Below are 17583 nucleotides of genomic sequence, written 5' to 3'. Positions count from 1 at the left end.
TCCGACGCCAGGCTTGCTGCTACCCAAGGGGCTGTGCCCGGGGGTCATGATTCTTGATCCAATCCAGCAGGACTCTCCTACTGACCTTGCCCCGGTCGGTCATGGGCAGCTCCGCCAATAAGTAGTACTGCAGCGGCCATTTATCGCGTGCCAGCAGGCCATCCAGGCCCGTGCGCAGCTGGGTAGCGGTGACCGCTCCGTAGGCAGGCACGACGCCGGCAATCACCTTTTGGCCGCGGATATCGTCGGGTGCCCCAGCGGCAATCGCAACGTCCACACCGGGCACGGAGGCAACTGCAAGCTCGACCTCGTGCGGGTAGACGTTCTTGCCAGAGGTGATGATCATGTCCGAGCGGCGGCCGAGAATGTGAAGGGTGCCGTTTTCCAGGAAGCCTTGATCCCCCACGGTGTACCATCCGTCAAGGCACCGCAAGGCTTGGCCATCGTCTCCCCAGAGGTAGCCGTTGCTGACCATTCCGCTGCGAACGCTGATATTACCGTGGTCGCCGTCCGGCAGGGGCTTGCCGGTGTCATCGAGGATGCTCAGTTCAACACCTGGGAAAGGCAAGCCAATGCCGGTGCCACCCGCGTCCAGTGGTTCACCAGCGGCCAGGCGTGTGCCGGAAACAAAGCTCAACTCGGAGGCGCCGTAGTACTCGTAGATGGCGGCCCGGGGCGCCCATCGCCGTGCCGCCTCCAAGGTCCGGGCGTCCAACTTGGAACCCGCGCAAATGATGCTGCGGATGCCGGAAGCATCAACGTCGCCGGCGAGTCCCCGTTCGCTAAGTAGACGCAGCGCCGTGGGTGCCAGGACCAGCCGGGTGATGCCGTCGTGACTGATGGCAGCATGGGCGTCGCCGACGTCGAATGACTCAAGCGTATGGAACGCGGCCCCTGCGTACAGGCACTCCGAGAGGGCATACAGATTCAGGCTGGCTGACAGGGGCCCCGGCGCAAGGGTGCAATCATCCTGCGAAAGGCCAAAAAATTCGATGGACGCTTCAAACGACACCTGCCAGGAACGGCGTGACCTTGTGAACGCCTTCGGAACCGACGTGGTACCGGACGTGAGGCCAATGAGGAAGGTACTGGACGGGTCTCCGTCCACCAGCTCGGCATCACCGGAGGTGGTGGTCCCGGAAACGCGTGATGAAACTTCCTCGATCATGGGGAGCGGCCATTCGGGATCCAGCACCGCACAGCGACGCTCCCCCGCCACCGCGGCCGCGTAGCGCTCCACAAATCGAACGGAGTTGGGCTCGGCAAGAACAGTAGTGGCAGTCGCGTTGCCCAGCAGCCCCGCTGCAGCGTCGCGAAGTCCCGCCCAAGTGAGCCGGCTGCTGCCCACAACGACGGCGGTGTCGTGGGGGCGCTCTTCGGCCCAGAGCTGAAGTTTGTCCAGGAAAGGCATCCACACAATTTTACGGCAGTGTCCGGCGCCGGGCACCAATAGTGACGTCTATTCTGACTGTATGAGTTTCAATGACGGCGCGCAGCTTGACCCCTCGCAAGTAGAAGACAGACGTGGCGGCGGCATGGGCCGCGGCACCAAGATCGGCGGTGGCATCGGCGGTGGAATTGTGGTGCTCCTTCTGGCTCTCTTCGGTATCAATCCCAGTATCCTCGGGGACCTCACAGGCAGCGGAAGCCAGCCACCCGCCGTCGAAAGTGGTGGTGGTGCCGGAGGTGTCCAGGAATGCCAGACCGGTGCCGATGCCGACAAGCGCCTGGACTGCCGGATCACAGGGACAGTGAACAGCCTCAATGCCTTCTGGCCCGACTATTTGGCGGACTACAACGTGGAGTATCCCCGTCCCAAAACCGTGATTTTCAGCCAAGCCACGAACACCGGTTGCGGTGCGGCCACAAGTGCCGTGGGTCCGTTCTACTGCCCTGCGGACACCACAGCATACTTTGATCCTGGGTTCTTTGATGACTTGGTAACCCGCTTCGGCTCGTCGGGAGGTCCCCTGGCGCAGGAGTATGTAGTGGCCCACGAATTTGGACACCATGTCCAGAACATTCTCGGCAACCTTGACCAGGCCCAGCAGGACCCGCAAGGTCCCCAGTCCGGCGCCGTCAGGGTGGAACTCCAGGCTGATTGCTATGCGGGACTGTGGGTTCGGCACGCCACCACCCAAACGGACGCCAGCGGGAAACCTTTCCTTGATCCCCTGACGCAGCAGGACCTGCAGGATGCGCTCTCGGCCGCTTCCGCCGTTGGTGATGACCGGATCCAGGAGGCGGCTACCGGCCGGGTGTCTCCCGAATCTTGGACCCACGGGTCCAGTGAGCAGCGGCAGAAGTGGTTCTATCAGGGATACACCACGGGCGATATCAACAAGTGCGACACGTTTGGGGTTGCTGCGCCGTAGTGCATGTGGCGACATGAGCGCATTGACGACATAAAAAAGGAAGGGTTCCGGGCGGCAAGCCCGGAACCCTTCCTTGTGCCCGCCGAAGCAAGCGAAAAACTGATGATCAGATGTTGAAGCCGAGGGCCCGCATCTGGTCCTTGCCGTCGTCGGTGATCCGCTCGGGACCCCATGGCGGCATCCATACCCAGTTCAGGCGCCAATCATCAACTACGCCGTCGAGGGACTTGCCCACCTGCTCTTCAAGCACGTCCGTCAGCGGGCAGGCCGCCGTCGTCAGTGTCATGTCGATCAGGAGCGCGCCATCTTCGTCGGAGTACTTGAGCCCGTAAAGAAGGCCCAGATCCACCACGTTAACCCCGAGTTCCGGGTCAATGACGTCCTTGAGCGCTTCCTCGACGTCCTCGAGGCTGGTTCGCGCCGTGTTGATTTCGGTCATGGAACGATCCTAACTAGGCCTGCACGGCAGGAGCAACGGCAACGCCGGCGCCTGGGGCGTAGCGGTCGTAGCCCTCTTCTTCAAGACGGTCCGCGAGCTCGGGTCCGCCCTCTTCAACAACCTTGCCGTCAACGAACACGTGGACGAAGTCCGGCTTGATGTAGCGCAGGATGCGGGTGTAGTGGGTGATGAGCAGGGTGCCCATATTGCCCTCTTCATGCGCGCGGTTGACGCCCTCGGACACAACCTTCAAAGCGTCGACGTCCAAGCCGGAGTCGGTCTCGTCGAGGATGGCGAACTTCGGCTTGAAGAGTTCGAGCTGAAGGATTTCAACGCGCTTCTTCTCACCACCGGAGAAGCCTTCGTTGACGTTGCGCTGTGCGAAGTCGGCGTCGATGCGGAGCTGCTGCATGGCTGCCTTGACGTCCTTGGTCCACGTGCGCAGAGCCGGGGCTTCGCCGTCGATCGCGGTTTTGGCGGTCCGCAGGAAGTTCGTCATGGTGACGCCGGGAACCTCTACCGGGTACTGCATGGCGAGGAAGACGCCTGCACGGGCGCGCTCGTCGACGCTCATTTCCAGCACGTCTTCGCCGTCCAGCGTGATGGTACCGCTGGTGACGTTGTAGCGCGGGTGGCCGGCGATGGTGGAGGCAAGCGTGGACTTGCCCGAGCCGTTGGGGCCCATGATGGCGTGCGTTTCACCGGTCTTGATGGTGAGGCTGACGCCCTTCAGGATCTCCTTGGTGCCCTGCTCCGTCTCGATGCTGACGTGCAGGTCCTTGATTTCAAGAGTTGACATGCTCTTCTTTCTTTCCGTTCGTAAGTCTGGCGGTACTGGGCGCTCAGTAGTGATCTACCGAGGCGCCGTTCACAACGTTGGTCACGTCCACGTAAACGTCGTCTCCGTCGATGGTGACAGCGAAAACGGGGACGGGGTCGTAAGCAGGCAGCTGGAGGGGCTGTCCACTGCGGAGGTCGAACTGGGAACCATGTCCCCAGCATTCAATCGCGCAGCCTTCAACCTCACCCTCGGACAACGAGATGTCCGCGTGCGAGCAGGTATCGGCGATGGCGTGGATGTCGCCCATCGAGTCCTTGACAATGGCTACGGGGTAGTCATCAATCAGGACGCGCAGCGCTTGCTTGACCTGGATGTCATTGGCGTTGCATACCAGTTCGCCCTTGGTTTCTTCACTCATTGTTGCTCTGCCTGGCCTGTCTTAGTTGTCGGTCGCGGCGAGTTCGCGCTCAACAGCTGCGGTCAGGCGCTCTTCGATTGCCGGAACCTTGATCTGCTGGATGATCTCGTTGAGGAAGCCTCGGACCACCAGGCGGCGTGCAACCTTTTCCGGGATGCCACGGGCCATGAGGTAGAACAGGTGCTCGTCGTCAAAACGGCCGGTGGCGCTGGCATGGCCTGCACCTTCGATCAAACCGGTTTCGATTTCGAGGTTGGGAACTGAGTCCGCGCGGGCGCCATCGGTGAGGACCAGGTTACGGTTGGCCTCGTAGGTATCCGTGCCTTCGGCTTCCTTGCGGATCAGGACGTCGCCCACCCACACGCTGTGGGCGTTGCGGCCCTGAAGGGCACCCTTGTACAGGACGCGTGACTTGCAGTTGGCCACTGCGTGGTCAACGAAGAGTCGCTGCTCAAGGTGCTGTCCGGCGTCCGCGAAGTACAGGCCGAACATTTCGACGTCGGCACCCGGCGCGGTGAAGCGCGTGGACGGCGTAACGCGTACGAGGTCACCGCCAAGGCTGACCACGATGTGCTTGAACTTGGCATCGCGGCCGATCTTTGCCTGCTGCGATGACGCGTGGACAGCGTTATCTGCCCATTCCTGCAAGGACACAACGGTCAGTTCAGCGCCATCTTCAACGATGATTTCCACGTTCTCGGACACAACCGCGGAACCCTGGTGGTCCAGAACTACAACGGCCTTGGAGAAGCGTTCTGCCACAATCACGATGTGCTGCGCAGACGGTGCCTCTCCAGCGCCGGTAATCAGGACGGAAACTTCACTTTCGGCCTGCAGCTCGGCGGGCACGGTGACGACAGTGGCCTCGGCGAAGTTCTCCCAGGCGTTGGCGGACACGAGGTCCTCCGGGATGGCCGCCTGGCCAATGCGCTTGTCATCGCGGCCAACGGTTTCAACGACGACGCCGGCCGGTGCAGTAACGCTCACAGCCGGAGCTACGCCGTTGAGGACCTCGGTGTGAAGGCCACGCAGGCGCTTCAGCGGCGTGAAGCGCCAGTCTTCCTCAAGGCCGTTCAACGGCTTGAAGTCCGCCATCTTGTAAGACGTGAGACGACCAGCACGGGAGCTGTCCGGAATCCCTACGCCGCCGCCATGCGAGTGGCTCTTGGCCGAAGCACCCGCAAGCGGACCAGCGGAAGGCTGCTCCGACGTCGTGCTGGTGTTCGTTCCGGTGTTGACGGGCGAAAGGTTCTCGCCTTCCTCGGTGAAGCCGTTGATAAACGGCTGGGCCGAGGGCGCGCCGATGCGCGCCTTTTCAGTAGTGATATCAGTCATTGTTAACCGACGGACCCTTCCATCTGCAGTTCAATCAGGCGGTTCAGCTCGAGAGCGTATTCCATGGGCAATTCACGCGCGATCGGCTCGATGAAGCCGCGCACGATCATGGCCATGGCCTCATCTTCGGGCATGCCGCGGGACATCAGATAGAAGAGCTGCTCTTCGCTGACGCGTGAAACGGTGGCCTCGTGGCCCATGACAACGTCATCCTCGCGGATGTCAATGTACGGGTACGTGTCCGAACGGGAGATGGTGTCCACCAGGAGGGCATCACAACGAACCGTGTTGGCCGAGTGCTTGGCTCCTTCACGGACCTGTACCAGGCCGCGGTAAGCAGCGCGTCCGCCGCCGCGGGCCACGGACTTGGAAATGATGGAGCTCTTGGTGTTCGGTGCGATGTGCACCATCTTGGACCCGGTGTCCTGGTGCTGGCCCTCGCCCGCGAAAGCGATGGACAGTGTCTCGCCCTTGGCGTGCTCGCCCACAAGGTAGACGGCCGGGTACTTCATGGTCACCTTGGAACCGATGTTGCCATCGATCCACTCCATGGTGGCGCCCTCTTCGCAGATTGCGCGCTTGGTCACGAGGTTGTACACGTTGGTGGACCAGTTCTGGATGGTCGTGTAGCGGACGCGTGCGCCCTTCTTCACGATGATCTCCACGACGGCCGAGTGCAGCGAGTCCGAGGTGTAGATCGGAGCGGTGCAGCCCTCGATGTAGTGAACGTAGGAGTCCTCATCGGCGATGATCAGCGTGCGCTCGAACTGGCCCATGTTTTCCGTGTTGATACGGAAGTATGCCTGCAGGGGGATGTCCACGTGCACGCCCTTGGGCACGTACACGAACGATCCGCCGGACCATACGGCCGTGTTCAGCGACGCGAACTTGTTGTCGCCCACAGGGATGATGGTGCCGAAGTACTCCTGGAAGATCTCCGGGTGTTCCCGCAGCGCGGTGTCAGTGTCAAGGAAGATGACGCCCTGGGCTTCCAGGTCCTCGCGGATCTGGTGGTACACAACCTCGGACTCGTACTGGGCTGCGACGCCCGAGACCAAGCGGCTGCGCTCAGCTTCCGGAATGCCCAGCTTTTCGTAGGTGTTCCGGATGTCTTCCGGAAGGTCTTCCCACGTTGCCGCCTGCTTCTCAGTGGAGCGCACGAAGTATTTGATGTTGTCGAAGTCGATGCCGGAGAGGTCTGCACCCCAGGTAGGCATGGGCTTGCGGTCGAAGTACTTAAGGCCCTTGAGCCGCAGATCGAGCATCCATTCGGGCTCGTTCTTCTTCGAGGAAATGTCGCGGACGACCTCCTCGTTGAGGCCACGACGGGCGTTGGCGCCTACGTCGTTCTTGTCGGCCCAGCCGTACTCGTAGTTTCCGATACCGTGCAGTTCGGGATTCTTCTCCAGAATCTCCGAGATCACAGTGCCGTCAGCTACCGCTTTCTCTGCTATTTGGTCCGTCATCACGGCCTTTCTTGCTGGTTGTTTGATTCCTGGTACGGATTCCCGGGCTGCTCTGCGACATCTGGGGATGCCGTGGCAGCCGGACGCCCGGTAGGTATGTGGGTGGTGCAGACGTGTCCGCCCTGCGCTAGCGTGGAGAGGCGCCGGACATCGACACCCACCAAGCGCGAGAAGACTTTGGTCTCCGTGTCGCAAAACACGGGAAACTCTGCGGCGAGCCGCTGGATCGGGCAGTGACCTTGGCAGAGCTGGACACTGGACAACGCTGCCGGCAAAGGTGCCTTGGCTTCTATGGAGTGGGCTGAGGCAACAAAACCATCACGACTGAGGGCCTTTGACAGTGCCATGGCGCGGGCCGTGATGTCGTCACCGGCGGCTTCCACTTCGGGGGCGTAGCGGCGTTCCATGTCCGAGAAGCGTTCTTCCGCATACTCCCGGACTGCATCCTCGCCGGCAAGTTCCTGGAGGCGCCTGAGCGCGGAGCTGGCTATATTCAAGTAATCGTCGCCGAGCTTGGACTGCCCCTGTGAGCTGAGGACGTAACGGCGTGCCGGGCGGCCTGCACCGGACCCAGCTTTGGCCACTCGTTTAACCTCGATAACGCCGCTGCGTTCCAGATGGTCAAGGTGCCGACGAACTGCAGCCGGCGTGAATCCCAGAAGGTCGCCAAGTTCCGCGGCACTTACCGGACCGTTCTCCAGTACAGCGCTCAAGACGCGGTCCCGTGTACGGTCATCCGCGTCCGGCAGCACAGGCGAGGCGCCGAAAGCCTCTGCCGCTGCGGCATGCCGCCTTGAGGGCATGGACGTTTGACTGCTCATGGAATACACAACACAATCATGTCGTAATTTGTTTCATGCATCCAGTAAGGCAAGACTGACCTTAGCCAGCGGCCAAGTGTGACCGTACTACTTCCCGTAGAATACTCTGGTGCGATCCCCCGATTCCCCTGTCCTCACTATAAATGGACTCATCAAGGATGTAGGCCCCCTCGCCTCCCTTGACGGCAAAATGCTCAGGGTGGTCAGTGGCCTGTCCCTCGTGGCCGAACGCGGCCAAGTAACCGCCCTGCTGGGTGCAAACGGCGCTGGCAAAACCACCACCCTGGAGTGCGCCCAAGGCTTGCAGAAGCGAACGGGCGGAAGCATTTCCCTGCTGGGAGCGGACCCTGACACTGCAGGTGCCGACCTGAGGTCCCGCGTAGGTGTGATGCTCCAGGACGGCGGCCTTCCGCCGTCGGCCCGTCCCATCCCTCTGTTGCGGCACGTCGCCGGCATGTACCAAAAGCCCATGAACGTTGATGCGCTGGTGGAACGGCTGGGAATCAACCAGTTCAGCAGGACAAGCGTGCGCCGCCTTTCCGGGGGGCAGAAGCAGCGGCTGGCACTGGCGGCCGCTCTTATCGGCAATCCCGAAATCCTGTTCCTCGACGAACCCAGCGCCGGTCTGGATCCGCAGTCGCGGCAAATGGTTTTTGAGCTCATCGCCGAGCTGAGGGACGCCGGGATGGGCATAGTGCTGACAACGCACCTGATGGATGACGCGGAGCGCCTTGCGGACTACGTGTACATCATCGACGGCGGTCACAACGTGGTGGAGGGAACGGTCGCCGAGCTACTCCGGCACGATCATGCCGCAGATTCTGCCATCACGGATCGGACGCTCTACTTCGATGCCCCTGGAGGATTGGATTTCACCGGCGCTGTCAGTGGCGGCCTTCAGATAACGGAGACCCGCTCGGGGAGTTACTCAATCACCGGTGCCATCACGCCGAAAGACCTTGCATCATTGACTGCGTGGTGGGCTGAACGGAACATCATGCCCGCTTCGCTGCGACTGGAAGCGCGTAGCCTGGAAGACGTGTTCCTGGACATCTCCGGAAGGGACCTCCGATGAGCAAGCTTCTCTCTCCCAACGCCGGACCAGCATCCCTGCCTCGCCGGATCATGCAGCAGGGCCGCTACGAAACCATCACCATGCTGCGCAACGGTGAGCAACTCATCCTCGCTGTCGTCCTGCCCCTGATGGCCCTTGTGGGTTTGGTTGTTACCCCACTGCTCGACGGCCTCGGCGGGTCCCGCGTAGACGTTGCCACGCCCGGGATCCTGGCGCTGTGCGCCATGTCCACGGCTTTCACCGGCCAGGGCATCGCGACGGGTTTTGATCGCCGATACGGAGTTCTCCGCTTCCTGTCCACCACTCCCCTTGGCCGGGGCGGACTCATCGCGGGCAAGATTCTCGCCGTGCTGGTTGTTCTGTTCCTTCAGGTGCTGGTGGTGGGTGCAGTTGCGGGCCTGCTGGGATGGCAACCACGGCTGGAAGCTTGGCTTCCAGCCGTGGGGGTTCTGGTTCTCGGCGCTGCCGCCTTCACCGCATTGGGCTTGCTTGTGGCGGGCACGGTGCGGCCGGAAGCTACCCTTGCGATTACCAACCTGCTGTGGATCCTCCTTGGGGCACTAGGCGGCATTGTGGTGCCCGCCGAACGATTGCCGCCGTTGCTTCAAGGGATCGTTCAGGTCCTACCTTCCGGGGCCTTGGGCCAAGCACTTCGGGATGCCTTCCTGTTGGGCGCTGTTCCCTTCCCCGCAGTAGTAGTCCTCCTGCTATGGACCATACTGGCCGGCGCCGCGGCCGTCCGATGGTTCAAGTGGAACTAACCCGACCAGGCATCAACCACCAACGCAGAACTGAGAAGTGAGAAACCTGTGAGCACGGCATCGCGCCTACCAAAAACCGTCCAGCGATTGACCTCCAAGTTGCCAACCGAGGTCAACAAGGCCGTGCGCCGCCTTGCATTGTTGTCGCTCATTGGGCAGACCGTTCTGGTGGTGACCGGTGGTGCGGTACGACTCACGGCCTCCGGCCTGGGCTGCCCGACGTGGCCGCGCTGCACCAGCGATTCGTTGGTTAACACACCGGAAATGGGCATTCACGGGTTCATTGAGTTCGGCAACCGCCTGCTCACCTTCGCCCTCGCCGCAGTGGCGGCCATGATGTTGGTGTACTTGTGGAACCTCCGCAAGGAACGTCGCGACCTCTTCATGCTTGCCTTGGGACTCCTTGCCAGCATCCCGGCACAGGCAGTGATCGGTGGAATCACCGTACTATCGGGCCTCAACCCCTGGGTTGTGGGCCTGCACTTCCTGGTGTCCATGGCGTTGGTGGTCTTTGCCACTCTGCTGGTCAACCGCGCTTACGGGCGGGCCGGGCGCTTCATGAACCGCACCTTGCCGGCCCTCCCCGCTCTTGCTCGCCCCGTGATGCTTGCTGTCGCGCTTTTCTCCGCGCTCTCTGTGATGCTGGGGGTCGTCGTTACCGGAGCCGGGCCCCACGCCGGAGACGCTGACGCTCCCCGCAACGACCTCGACTGGGACCTCTTCTCGCACATCCACGCGGTCCCTGCGTACCTCATCACCGCCGGAACGCTCTTCGCGGTGTACCTGGTGATCCGGCACAAGATCGGCGGTCCGTTCCGTTCGGCGTCGTATCTTCTGCTGGGTGTCACACTGCTGCAGGCTGTCATCGGCTTCACCCAGTACTACAACGGAATCCCTGCCCTCCTGGTGGGTGCACATATGTTCGGCGCCGCCGTGCTGATGAGCGCGGCCACCAACGCTGCCGACTTAGCGAAGCACAGCCCCGCCAACTAGCTCGTTCCATGCCCGGTTGAGCTGCGCGGGTTTGGAGCGCGAAGCCACCAAGGCCGGATACAGAATGGCGCATCAAGCATCGTGCACTTCGTCGACCGCTATGGGCCGGCATAGGACAGGCCCGCTGGAAGACCTAGGCTTCCAAGCCCTTAGGGCCGATTTGGAAGACGAACTCATCCGATGCCTTGGCGTTAACGCCGTGCTCAACGTCATTGCGGACCAAGGGGAGCTCGGGTCCTTTGAGCTCCTGCAACGCCAGCCCTCGTTGCGGGAACGGTCAGTGGAACGGCGGTCACGGCGGTTCTTCGGGGGCGCAGCGGGAACAAGATCCCATATACACCCCTGCTAGTCAAGGCGCTACCGGAAGGGCAGGCGTCTCCTCCGCTGGCTCGACTGGTTGCATCTTTCGAATCGTGATGTGGGAGAGCGCTGGCCTCAACCCCGGGGGACGTGAGAGAGCGCTGGCCTCAACCCCGGGGGACGTGAGAGAGCGCTGGCCTCAACCCCGGGGGACGTGAGAGAGCGTTGGTGGGCTAGCCGCCCACGATCGCTGAGCCGATGAAGGGATCAACGGCCAACGCGATGAAGAGCAACGTCAGGTAGCTGATGGAGCCGTGGAACACCTTCATGGCACCCTTGTTGGAAACGTCGCCACCCTGTGCACGCTTGTACAATGCGTGGCTCTCGTAGAGGAACCAGGCTCCGGCAGCAACAGCCACGATCGTGTAGACCCATCCGGCCCCGCCCACCGGGATCATCAGCAGTGAGCAGGCAACCATGGCCCAGGCGTAAAGAACTACCTGCACGGAGACCACCTTCGCGCCGGCAATGGCGCCGAGCATCGGCACCTTGGCGTTGCGGTAGTCCTCGCCGTAACGCATGGACAGCGGCCAGTAGTGAGGAGGCGTCCAGAGGAAAATCACCATGAAGAGCACGATGGCGGGCCATTCGACAGTGTTGGTAACAGCTGCCCAGGCGATGAGCACCGGGAAGCATCCGGCAGCGCCGCCCCAGACGATGTTCTGGGCAGTGCGGCGCTTGAGGATCATGGTGTAGATCACCACGTAGAAGACGATCGCACCGAGGCCCAACCAAGCAGACAGCGGGTTGGCGCCGAACCACAGGATTGCGATGGAGGCAGCGCCCAGGATCCAGGCGAAGACCAGTGCTTCGCGGGGAGTCACTTCACCGGTCACCAGCGGACGTTTCTCCGTGCGGTGCATCAGTTTGTCGATGTCGCGGTCGATGTAGCAGTTGAAGACGCCGGCGCTGCCCGCAGCGAATGCGCCACCAACGAGGGTGGCGAGGATCAAGCCGATGGACGGGAATCCGCGCTGTGCAAAGATCATGGTGGGAAGCGTGCTGACCAGGAGCAACTCAATGACACGGGGCTTCGTCAGAGCCAGATACGCCTTGAACTTACGGGACATTCCGATGCTTCCCCGGGCCGGGGACGCGTTAAGGGGCGTATCAGTTGTGCTCACGGCGGCAGTCACTCTGTTCTATGCTCTGGGGTTCTCGCAGCGGCTGCCGTCCCTCAAACCGGGCGCATGAACCGCTGCTGGCCTCCAAATATCATACCGTGGCGGAAAGAGGCCCGATGTCCGCAAAATACGCCAATGTTTCCAAATCTTCACTCTTCCGCCGGGCCATCGTGATTCATATAAGGGAAATTCTGTCCAGTTAGTGGGATTCCCTGAGTTCCATGACACGTTTAGGGCTAAGCTGTTGAGCAGATCAGCACACGTTGACGATCCGGGAAACCGTATTCTTGGATATCCGTGCGTCTGGATGAGAGATCAACGTTTCAATGGTGAACGGCTGGTAGACACATTGCAGCGGGCGCCATCCTGTGCTTCCTGCGTGCCGTGTCCATACGCCTGCCGTCAGCACAGAGAGGGGCTCGGTTTTCGTGCCACATTTGGAAGAGCAAGAACTGTCATGGACCGATCTGGACAAGAAGGCTGTTGACACCGTTCGCGTGTTGGCCGCTGACGCCGTGGAGAAGGTCGGCAATGGCCACCCCGGTACGGCTATGAGCTTGGCTCCGGCAGCGTACCTGCTGTTCCAGAAGCTGATGCGTCATGACCCGAAGAACCCGGACTGGATCGGCCGCGACCGCTTCGTCCTGTCCCCCGGTCACACGTCGTTGACCCTTTACATCCAGTTGTTCCTCTCCGGTTACGGCCTGGAACTAAAGGACCTTGAGGCGCTGCGTACTTGGGGTTCACTGACCCCGGGCCACCCCGAGTACAAGCACACCGCTGGTGTGGAAATCACCACCGGCCCGCTGGGCCAGGGCTTGGCCTCGGCTGTTGGTTTCGCTTACTCCCAGCGTCGCCAACGTGGGTTGTTCGACGCCGATGCTCCCGCCGGCGAATCGCCGTTCGACCACACCATCTGGGTTATCGCTTCCGACGGCGACCTGCAGGAAGGCGTGACCTCCGAGGCTTCCTCGCTCGCCGGGCACCAGGAACTGGGCAACCTCGTAGTGATCTACGACGAGAACCACATCTCCATCGAAGACGACACCGACATCGCTTTCACCGAAGACGTCCTCAAGCGCTACGAAGCCTATGGCTGGCACACCCAGCGCGTCGACTGGACCAAGACCGGCGACTACGTCGAAGACGTCCAGGAACTCTACGCGGCACTGCTCGCCGCGAAGGCTGAGACGAACAAGCCGTCCATCATCTCGCTGCGCACCATCATCGGCTACCCTGCCCCGAAGAAGCAGAACACCGGAAAGATCCACGGCTCCGCATTGGGCGCCGAGGAAGTCGCAGCACTGAAGACCGTACTCGGTTTCGATCCGGCCAAGTCCTTCGACGTTGACGAAGAAGTCCTGGCCCACGCCCGCAAGGTCCTGGACCGCGGCGCCGAGTCCCGCGCAGCATGGCAGACCTCTTTCGAGGCATGGCAGTCCGCCAACCCGGACGCCGCCGCCCTGCTGGAACGCGTCGAAGCGAAGAAGCTCCCGGCTGAGATTGACTCCGCGCTTCCCGTGTTCGAAGCCGGCAAGGACGTTTCCACCCGTGCGGCTTCGGGCAAGGTCCTGAACGCCATCGGACCGGTTCTTCCCGAGCTGTGGGGCGGTTCGGCCGACCTCGCCGAGTCCAACAACACCACCATCGAAGGCTCGCCGTCGTTCATTCCGACCTCGCGCTCCACGGACGCCTGGAAGGGCAACCCGTACGGCCGTGTCCTGCACTTCGGCATCCGTGAGCACGCCGCCGCATCCATCGTGAACGGCATCTCGCTCCACGGCCGCACCCGTGCGTTCTCCGGCACGTTCCTGATCTTCAGTGACTATCAGCGCCCGGCCATCCGCCTCGGCGCGCTGATGGGTGTGCCATCCCTGTACGTATGGACGCACGACTCCATCGGCCTGGGCGAAGACGGCCCCACCCACCAGCCGGTGGAGCAGCTCGCCTCCCTGCGCGCCATCCCGGGCCTGGACGTCGTCCGGCCCGGCGACGCGAACGAGGTCTCGGCAGCTTGGAAGGCCATGCTGGAGAACCACGAGAACCCGGCCGGCATTGTCCTGACCCGCCAGAACATCCCTACCTACGCCCGCGGCGAAGGTGAAGCAAGCGGCGACACGTTCGCCTCCACCGCAGGGGTTGCCAAGGGCGGCTACGTCCTGGCCGAAGCCTCCAAGGACGGCGAGACCGTTGACGCGCAGGTCATCCTGATCGGCACCGGCTCTGAAGTCCAGCTCGCCGTGCAGGCCCGCGAAGCCCTCCAGGCTGAAGGCATCGCCACCCGTGTTGTGTCCATGCCCTGCGTTGAATGGTTCAACAAGCAGGACGAGGCTTACCGCGAGTCCGTGCTCCCGGCCGCCGTCAAGGCCCGTGTTTCGGTTGAAGCCGGCCTGGCACTGGGCTGGCGCGAATTCGTCGGCGACGCCGGCCGTTCCATCTCCTTGGAGCACTTCGGCGCATCGGCTGACTACAAGCGGCTCTTCAACGAATTCGGCATCACTGCCGAAGCCGTTGCCGCCGCAGCAAAAGACTCCCTCGCAGACTCCAACGCATAACAGTCTGTTCCCTCTCACAGGAGAAAACACATGTCTACAACTCCCACGCAGCAGCTTTCCGACGCCGGCGTTTCGATCTGGCTTGATGACCTTTCCCGCAACCGCTTGGAGACGGGCACCCTGCAGAAGCTCATCGACGAAAAGAACGTCGTTGGTGTGACCACCAACCCGTCGATCTTCCACGCCGCCATCACTGCCGGCACGGATTACGACGCCACCATCGCGGCGCAGGCCGCGGCCGGTGCCAGCGTCGAAGAAACGATCTTCGAAATCACCACCACGGACGTCGCTGACGCCTGCGATCTCTTCGCGCCGATCGCCGCCGCCACCAACGGTGTGGATGGCCGCGTCTCCATCGAGGTTGACCCCCGCCTTGCCTGGGATACCGCAGGAACCATCGCCGAGGCCAAGCACCTCTACGCCAAGGTCAACAAGGACAACGTCCACATCAAGATCCCGGCTACCCTTGAAGGCCTCGAAGCCATCACGGCAACCCTGGCCGAGGGCATCAGCGTCAACGTGACCCTGATCTTCTCCCTGGAGCGCTACCGCGCGGTCATCAACGCTTTCCAGTCCGGTCTTGAGCAGGCCAAGGACAACGGCCACGACCTTTCCAAGATCCACTCCGTGGCGTCGTTCTTCGTCTCCCGCGTGGACTCTGAGATCGACAAGCGCCTTGACGCCATCGGCACCGATGAAGCCAAGGCACTCAAGGGCAAAGCCGGTGTTGCGAACGCACGCCTTGCTTACCAGGTCTATGAAGAGCTCTTCTCCACCGAGCGCTGGGCAGTGCTGGCCGAAGCCGGCGCGCTCCCCCAGCGACCCCTGTGGGCCTCCACTGGCGTGAAGGACCCGGCCTACCCGGACACCCTCTACGTGACCGAACTCGTCGCAGCAGGCGTGGTCAACACCATGCCGGAGAAGACCCTCGACGCCACGTTCGACCACGGCGTAGTCACCGGTGACACCATCACCGGCACCTACGACGAAGCGAACGAGACCCTCAACGCCCTCGAAGCCCTCGGCGTCTCCTACAACGACGTCGTCACGCTCCTCGAGACCGAAGGCCTCGAGAAGTTCGTGGGCTCCTGGAAGGAACTCCTCGCCGACGTCGAAGGCGCACTCGTCACCGCACGGAAGGCTTCCTAACCCATCATGAGCACAATCAGCTACGACGCCAGCGGTGCTGCCCAAGAGGCCATCGCCCAGCACATTGACAGCCTGGTCGAGGAAAAGATCGCAACCCGGATATTCGCGAAAGACCACACTCTGTGGGGTCCTGAAGCGGAGTCTGAGTCGGCGATTCGTCTCGGCTGGGTAGAGGCTGCCACCGTGTCCCAACCTTTGGTTGAGGGCATTCTGGAACTTCGCGATGCCCTCCGCGCCGACGGCGTCTCACGTATTGTCCTGTGCGGCATGGGTGGGTCTTCGTTGGCTCCCGAGGTCATTGCCGGCACTGCCGGCACTGCCGGCGTCGAGCTGACTGTTTTGGACAGCACCGATCCGGAACAGGTCAGTGCTGCCTTGGCGGACCGCTTGGCGGAAACCGCCATCGTCGTTTCCTCCAAGTCCGGATCCACCGTGGAAACCGACTCCCAGCGCCGCGTGTTCGAGAAGGCATTCAATGATGCCGGTATCGACGCCAAGAGCAGGATCATCATTGTCACTGACCCGGGTTCTCCCCTGGATAAGTCTTCCCGCGAGGCCGGCTACCGTGCAGTTTTCAACGCCGACCCCAACGTCGGCGGCCGTTTCTCGGCGCTGACCGCATTTGGCTTGGTGCCTTGCGGACTGGCCGGCGTGGACATCCAGGCGTTCCTGGACGAAGCAGAAGAGGCTGCTGAGATCCTCAACGAGGACTCAACTGACAACATCGGACTTGCGCTCGGTATCGCCCTCGGTGGTACTACCCCGCTGCGCAACAAGGTGGTCATCGCCGAGGATGGTTCAGGCATAGTCGGTTTCGCCGACTGGGCCGAACAGCTCATCGCTGAATCCACAGGCAAGCTGGGCACCGGCGTGCTGCCGGTCGTAGCCGGCCCGGATTCCCCGGAAGCCCTGAACGGTGCCGAGGACATCCTTGTGGTCCGGCTGGTGGACGCCGATGCGGACGTGGAACTTCGTGAAAACGAGGTTGCCATTGCCGGTGGCCTGGCTTCACAGATGTTTGTGTGGGAGTTTGCCACCGCCGTGGCGGGTCGCCTGCTGGGCATCAACCCGTTTGACCAGCCCGACGTCGAGGCCGCCAAGGTGGCTGCGCGTGGTTTGTTGGACGCCCGCCCTGAACCCACACCGGCAGCCTTCACCGATGGCGCTGTGGAAGTTCGCGGCGCCGACTGGCTTGGCTCTGCCTCCACTGTTTCCGAAGCCGTCCAGGCGCTCCTTGGCCAGCTCGGCACAGATGGCTACTTGAGCGTTCAGGCCTATCTTGACCGCATTTCCCATGCACCGCTTGAAGACATCCGAGATGAACTCGCCGCCGTCAGCGGGCGTCCGGTGACGTTCGGTTGGGGGCCGCGGTTCCTGCACTCCACTGGCCAGTTCCACAAGGGTGGACCGGCCATCGGAGTGTTCCTGCAGGTCACTGCAGCATCCTCCACTGATCTTGAAATCCCGGAGCGGCCCTTCACTTTCGGTCAGCTCATTGCTGCCCAGGCCTCGGGCGACGCCCAGGTCCTGGAAGGCCATGGCCGCCCCGTATTGCGCCTGCACCTCACTGAGCGCGCTGCGGGCGTAGCCCAACTCCAGGAAGTCGTCGCTGCGTTGGCCAACCAAGCCAGCGCACTCGAAAGCTAAGGCACAGAACCAAACATGCCAGAAACTGAAAACGGCAGGAAGAACGCCGGTCTCCGGAATCCTTTGCGGGATCCGCGGGATCGGCGCCTGAATCGTATTGCCGGGCCGTCGTCGTTGGTGTTCTTCGGAGTCACTGGTGATCTTGCCCGTAAGAAGCTCATGCCGGCGGTTTATGACTTGGCTAATCGTGGGTTGTTACCGCCGAGTTTCGCGTTGGTGGGTTTTGGCCGGCGTGAGTGGGATAACGCGGATTTCGCGGCTGAGGTCAAGGAAAACGTCAAGGC

Annotated in this window: 15 protein-coding genes and 1 pseudogene; 8 read left to right on the top strand and 8 right to left on the bottom strand. The window is 62.2% G+C overall.

The features are described 5' to 3' along the window. Positions 1-19 precede the first annotated feature (19 nt). A complete protein-coding gene (locus tag A477_RS0121380) occupies positions 20-1411 on the bottom strand; it encodes a class I adenylate-forming enzyme family protein (protein ID WP_017200889.1) in 1392 nt (463 codons plus the stop codon). 61 nt (positions 1412-1472) lie between these two features. On the opposite strand from A477_RS0121380, the gene ypfJ reads away from it, so the two are divergent. Beyond that, positions 1473-2375: a KPN_02809 family neutral zinc metallopeptidase gene (ypfJ, locus tag A477_RS0121375; RefSeq protein WP_017200888.1), complete on the top strand. Its 903-nt coding sequence runs from the start codon at positions 1473-1475 to the stop codon at positions 2373-2375. A 106-nt stretch (positions 2376-2481) separates the two neighbouring features. On the opposite strand, the gene A477_RS0121370 is transcribed toward ypfJ, so the two are convergent. From A477_RS0121370 to A477_RS0121345, 6 genes are read right to left on the bottom strand one after another with little or no spacing between them, the layout of a single operon-like run. Further along, the gene (locus A477_RS0121370) at positions 2482-2814 is read right to left on the bottom strand and encodes a metal-sulfur cluster assembly factor (protein ID WP_011774796.1); all 333 of its coding nucleotides are present in this window, start codon (positions 2812-2814) and stop codon (positions 2482-2484) included. A gap of 13 nt (positions 2815-2827) precedes the next feature. Then, positions 2828-3613, bottom strand: a complete 786-nt coding sequence (gene sufC, locus A477_RS0121365) for a Fe-S cluster assembly ATPase SufC (RefSeq protein WP_011774795.1) — start codon at positions 3611-3613, stop codon at positions 2828-2830. 43 nt (positions 3614-3656) lie between these two features. After that, complete coding sequence (locus tag A477_RS0121360) at positions 3657-4013, bottom strand: non-heme iron oxygenase ferredoxin subunit (RefSeq protein ID WP_017200887.1); 357 nt, start codon at positions 4011-4013, stop codon at positions 3657-3659. Between the two features lie 21 nt (positions 4014-4034). Further along, on the bottom strand, positions 4035-5348 hold the full coding sequence (sufD, locus tag A477_RS0121355; RefSeq protein WP_017200886.1) for a Fe-S cluster assembly protein SufD: 1314 nt from the start codon (positions 5346-5348) through the stop codon (positions 4035-4037). A 2-nt stretch (positions 5349-5350) separates the two neighbouring features. After that, the gene (sufB, locus tag A477_RS0121350; RefSeq protein ID WP_011774792.1) at positions 5351-6814 is read right to left on the bottom strand and encodes a Fe-S cluster assembly protein SufB; all 1464 of its coding nucleotides are present in this window, start codon (positions 6812-6814) and stop codon (positions 5351-5353) included. Continuing rightward, positions 6814-7635 carry a helix-turn-helix domain-containing protein gene (locus A477_RS0121345; protein ID WP_020372866.1) on the bottom strand — a complete coding sequence of 274 codons (822 nt, stop codon included), beginning with the start codon at positions 7633-7635 and terminating at the stop codon, positions 6814-6816. Before A477_RS0121345 ends, sufB begins: the two co-directional genes overlap by 1 nt. Before the next feature lie 109 nt (positions 7636-7744). Here A477_RS0121345 and A477_RS0121340 point away from each other — a divergent pair, with 109 nt between their 5' ends. The 3 genes from A477_RS0121340 to A477_RS0121330 are packed head-to-tail and all read left to right on the top strand — an operon-like array spanning position 7745 to position 10464. Further along, on the top strand, positions 7745-8710 hold the full coding sequence (locus tag A477_RS0121340) for an ABC transporter ATP-binding protein (protein ID WP_017200884.1): 966 nt from the start codon (positions 7745-7747) through the stop codon (positions 8708-8710). Then, positions 8707-9471 (top strand): ABC transporter permease, encoded by a 765-nt coding sequence (locus tag A477_RS0121335; protein ID WP_017200883.1) that lies wholly within the window; start codon positions 8707-8709, stop codon positions 9469-9471. The genes A477_RS0121340 and A477_RS0121335 overlap by 4 nt, the downstream gene beginning before the upstream one ends. 48 nt (positions 9472-9519) lie before the next feature. Next, positions 9520-10464: a COX15/CtaA family protein gene (locus A477_RS0121330; protein ID WP_017200882.1), complete on the top strand. Its 945-nt coding sequence runs from the start codon at positions 9520-9522 to the stop codon at positions 10462-10464. A gap of 533 nt (positions 10465-10997) precedes the next feature. Here A477_RS0121330 and A477_RS0121320 read toward each other — a convergent pair. After that, positions 10998-11960 (bottom strand): heme o synthase, encoded by a 963-nt coding sequence (locus A477_RS0121320; RefSeq protein ID WP_017200880.1) that lies wholly within the window; start codon positions 11958-11960, stop codon positions 10998-11000. Between the two features lie 416 nt (positions 11961-12376). On the opposite strand from A477_RS0121320, the gene tkt reads away from it, so the two are divergent. The 4 genes and pseudogenes from tkt to A477_RS22665 form a co-directional block, all read left to right on the top strand. Next, positions 12377-14503 carry a transketolase gene (tkt, locus tag A477_RS0121315; protein ID WP_502685509.1) on the top strand — a complete coding sequence of 709 codons (2127 nt, stop codon included), beginning with the start codon at positions 12377-12379 and terminating at the stop codon, positions 14501-14503. Between the two features lie 30 nt (positions 14504-14533). Further along, the gene (gene tal, locus A477_RS0121310; RefSeq protein WP_017200878.1) at positions 14534-15652 is read left to right on the top strand and encodes a transaldolase; all 1119 of its coding nucleotides are present in this window, start codon (positions 14534-14536) and stop codon (positions 15650-15652) included. A gap of 6 nt (positions 15653-15658) precedes the next feature. Next, positions 15659-17299 (top strand): phosphoglucose isomerase-related protein, encoded by a 1641-nt coding sequence (locus tag A477_RS0121305; RefSeq protein WP_017200877.1) that lies wholly within the window; start codon positions 15659-15661, stop codon positions 17297-17299. A gap of 15 nt (positions 17300-17314) precedes the next feature. Beyond that, positions 17315-17583, top strand: a pseudogene (locus A477_RS22665) (glucose-6-phosphate dehydrogenase); the annotation flags it as partial.

It is taken from the genome of Arthrobacter sp. M2012083 (genome assembly GCF_000281065.1).
Taxonomy (GTDB): domain Bacteria; phylum Actinomycetota; class Actinomycetes; order Actinomycetales; family Micrococcaceae; genus Arthrobacter.
Note: the sequence above shows the minus strand (reverse complement) of the source record. Positions and strands in the feature narration are given on the sequence as shown.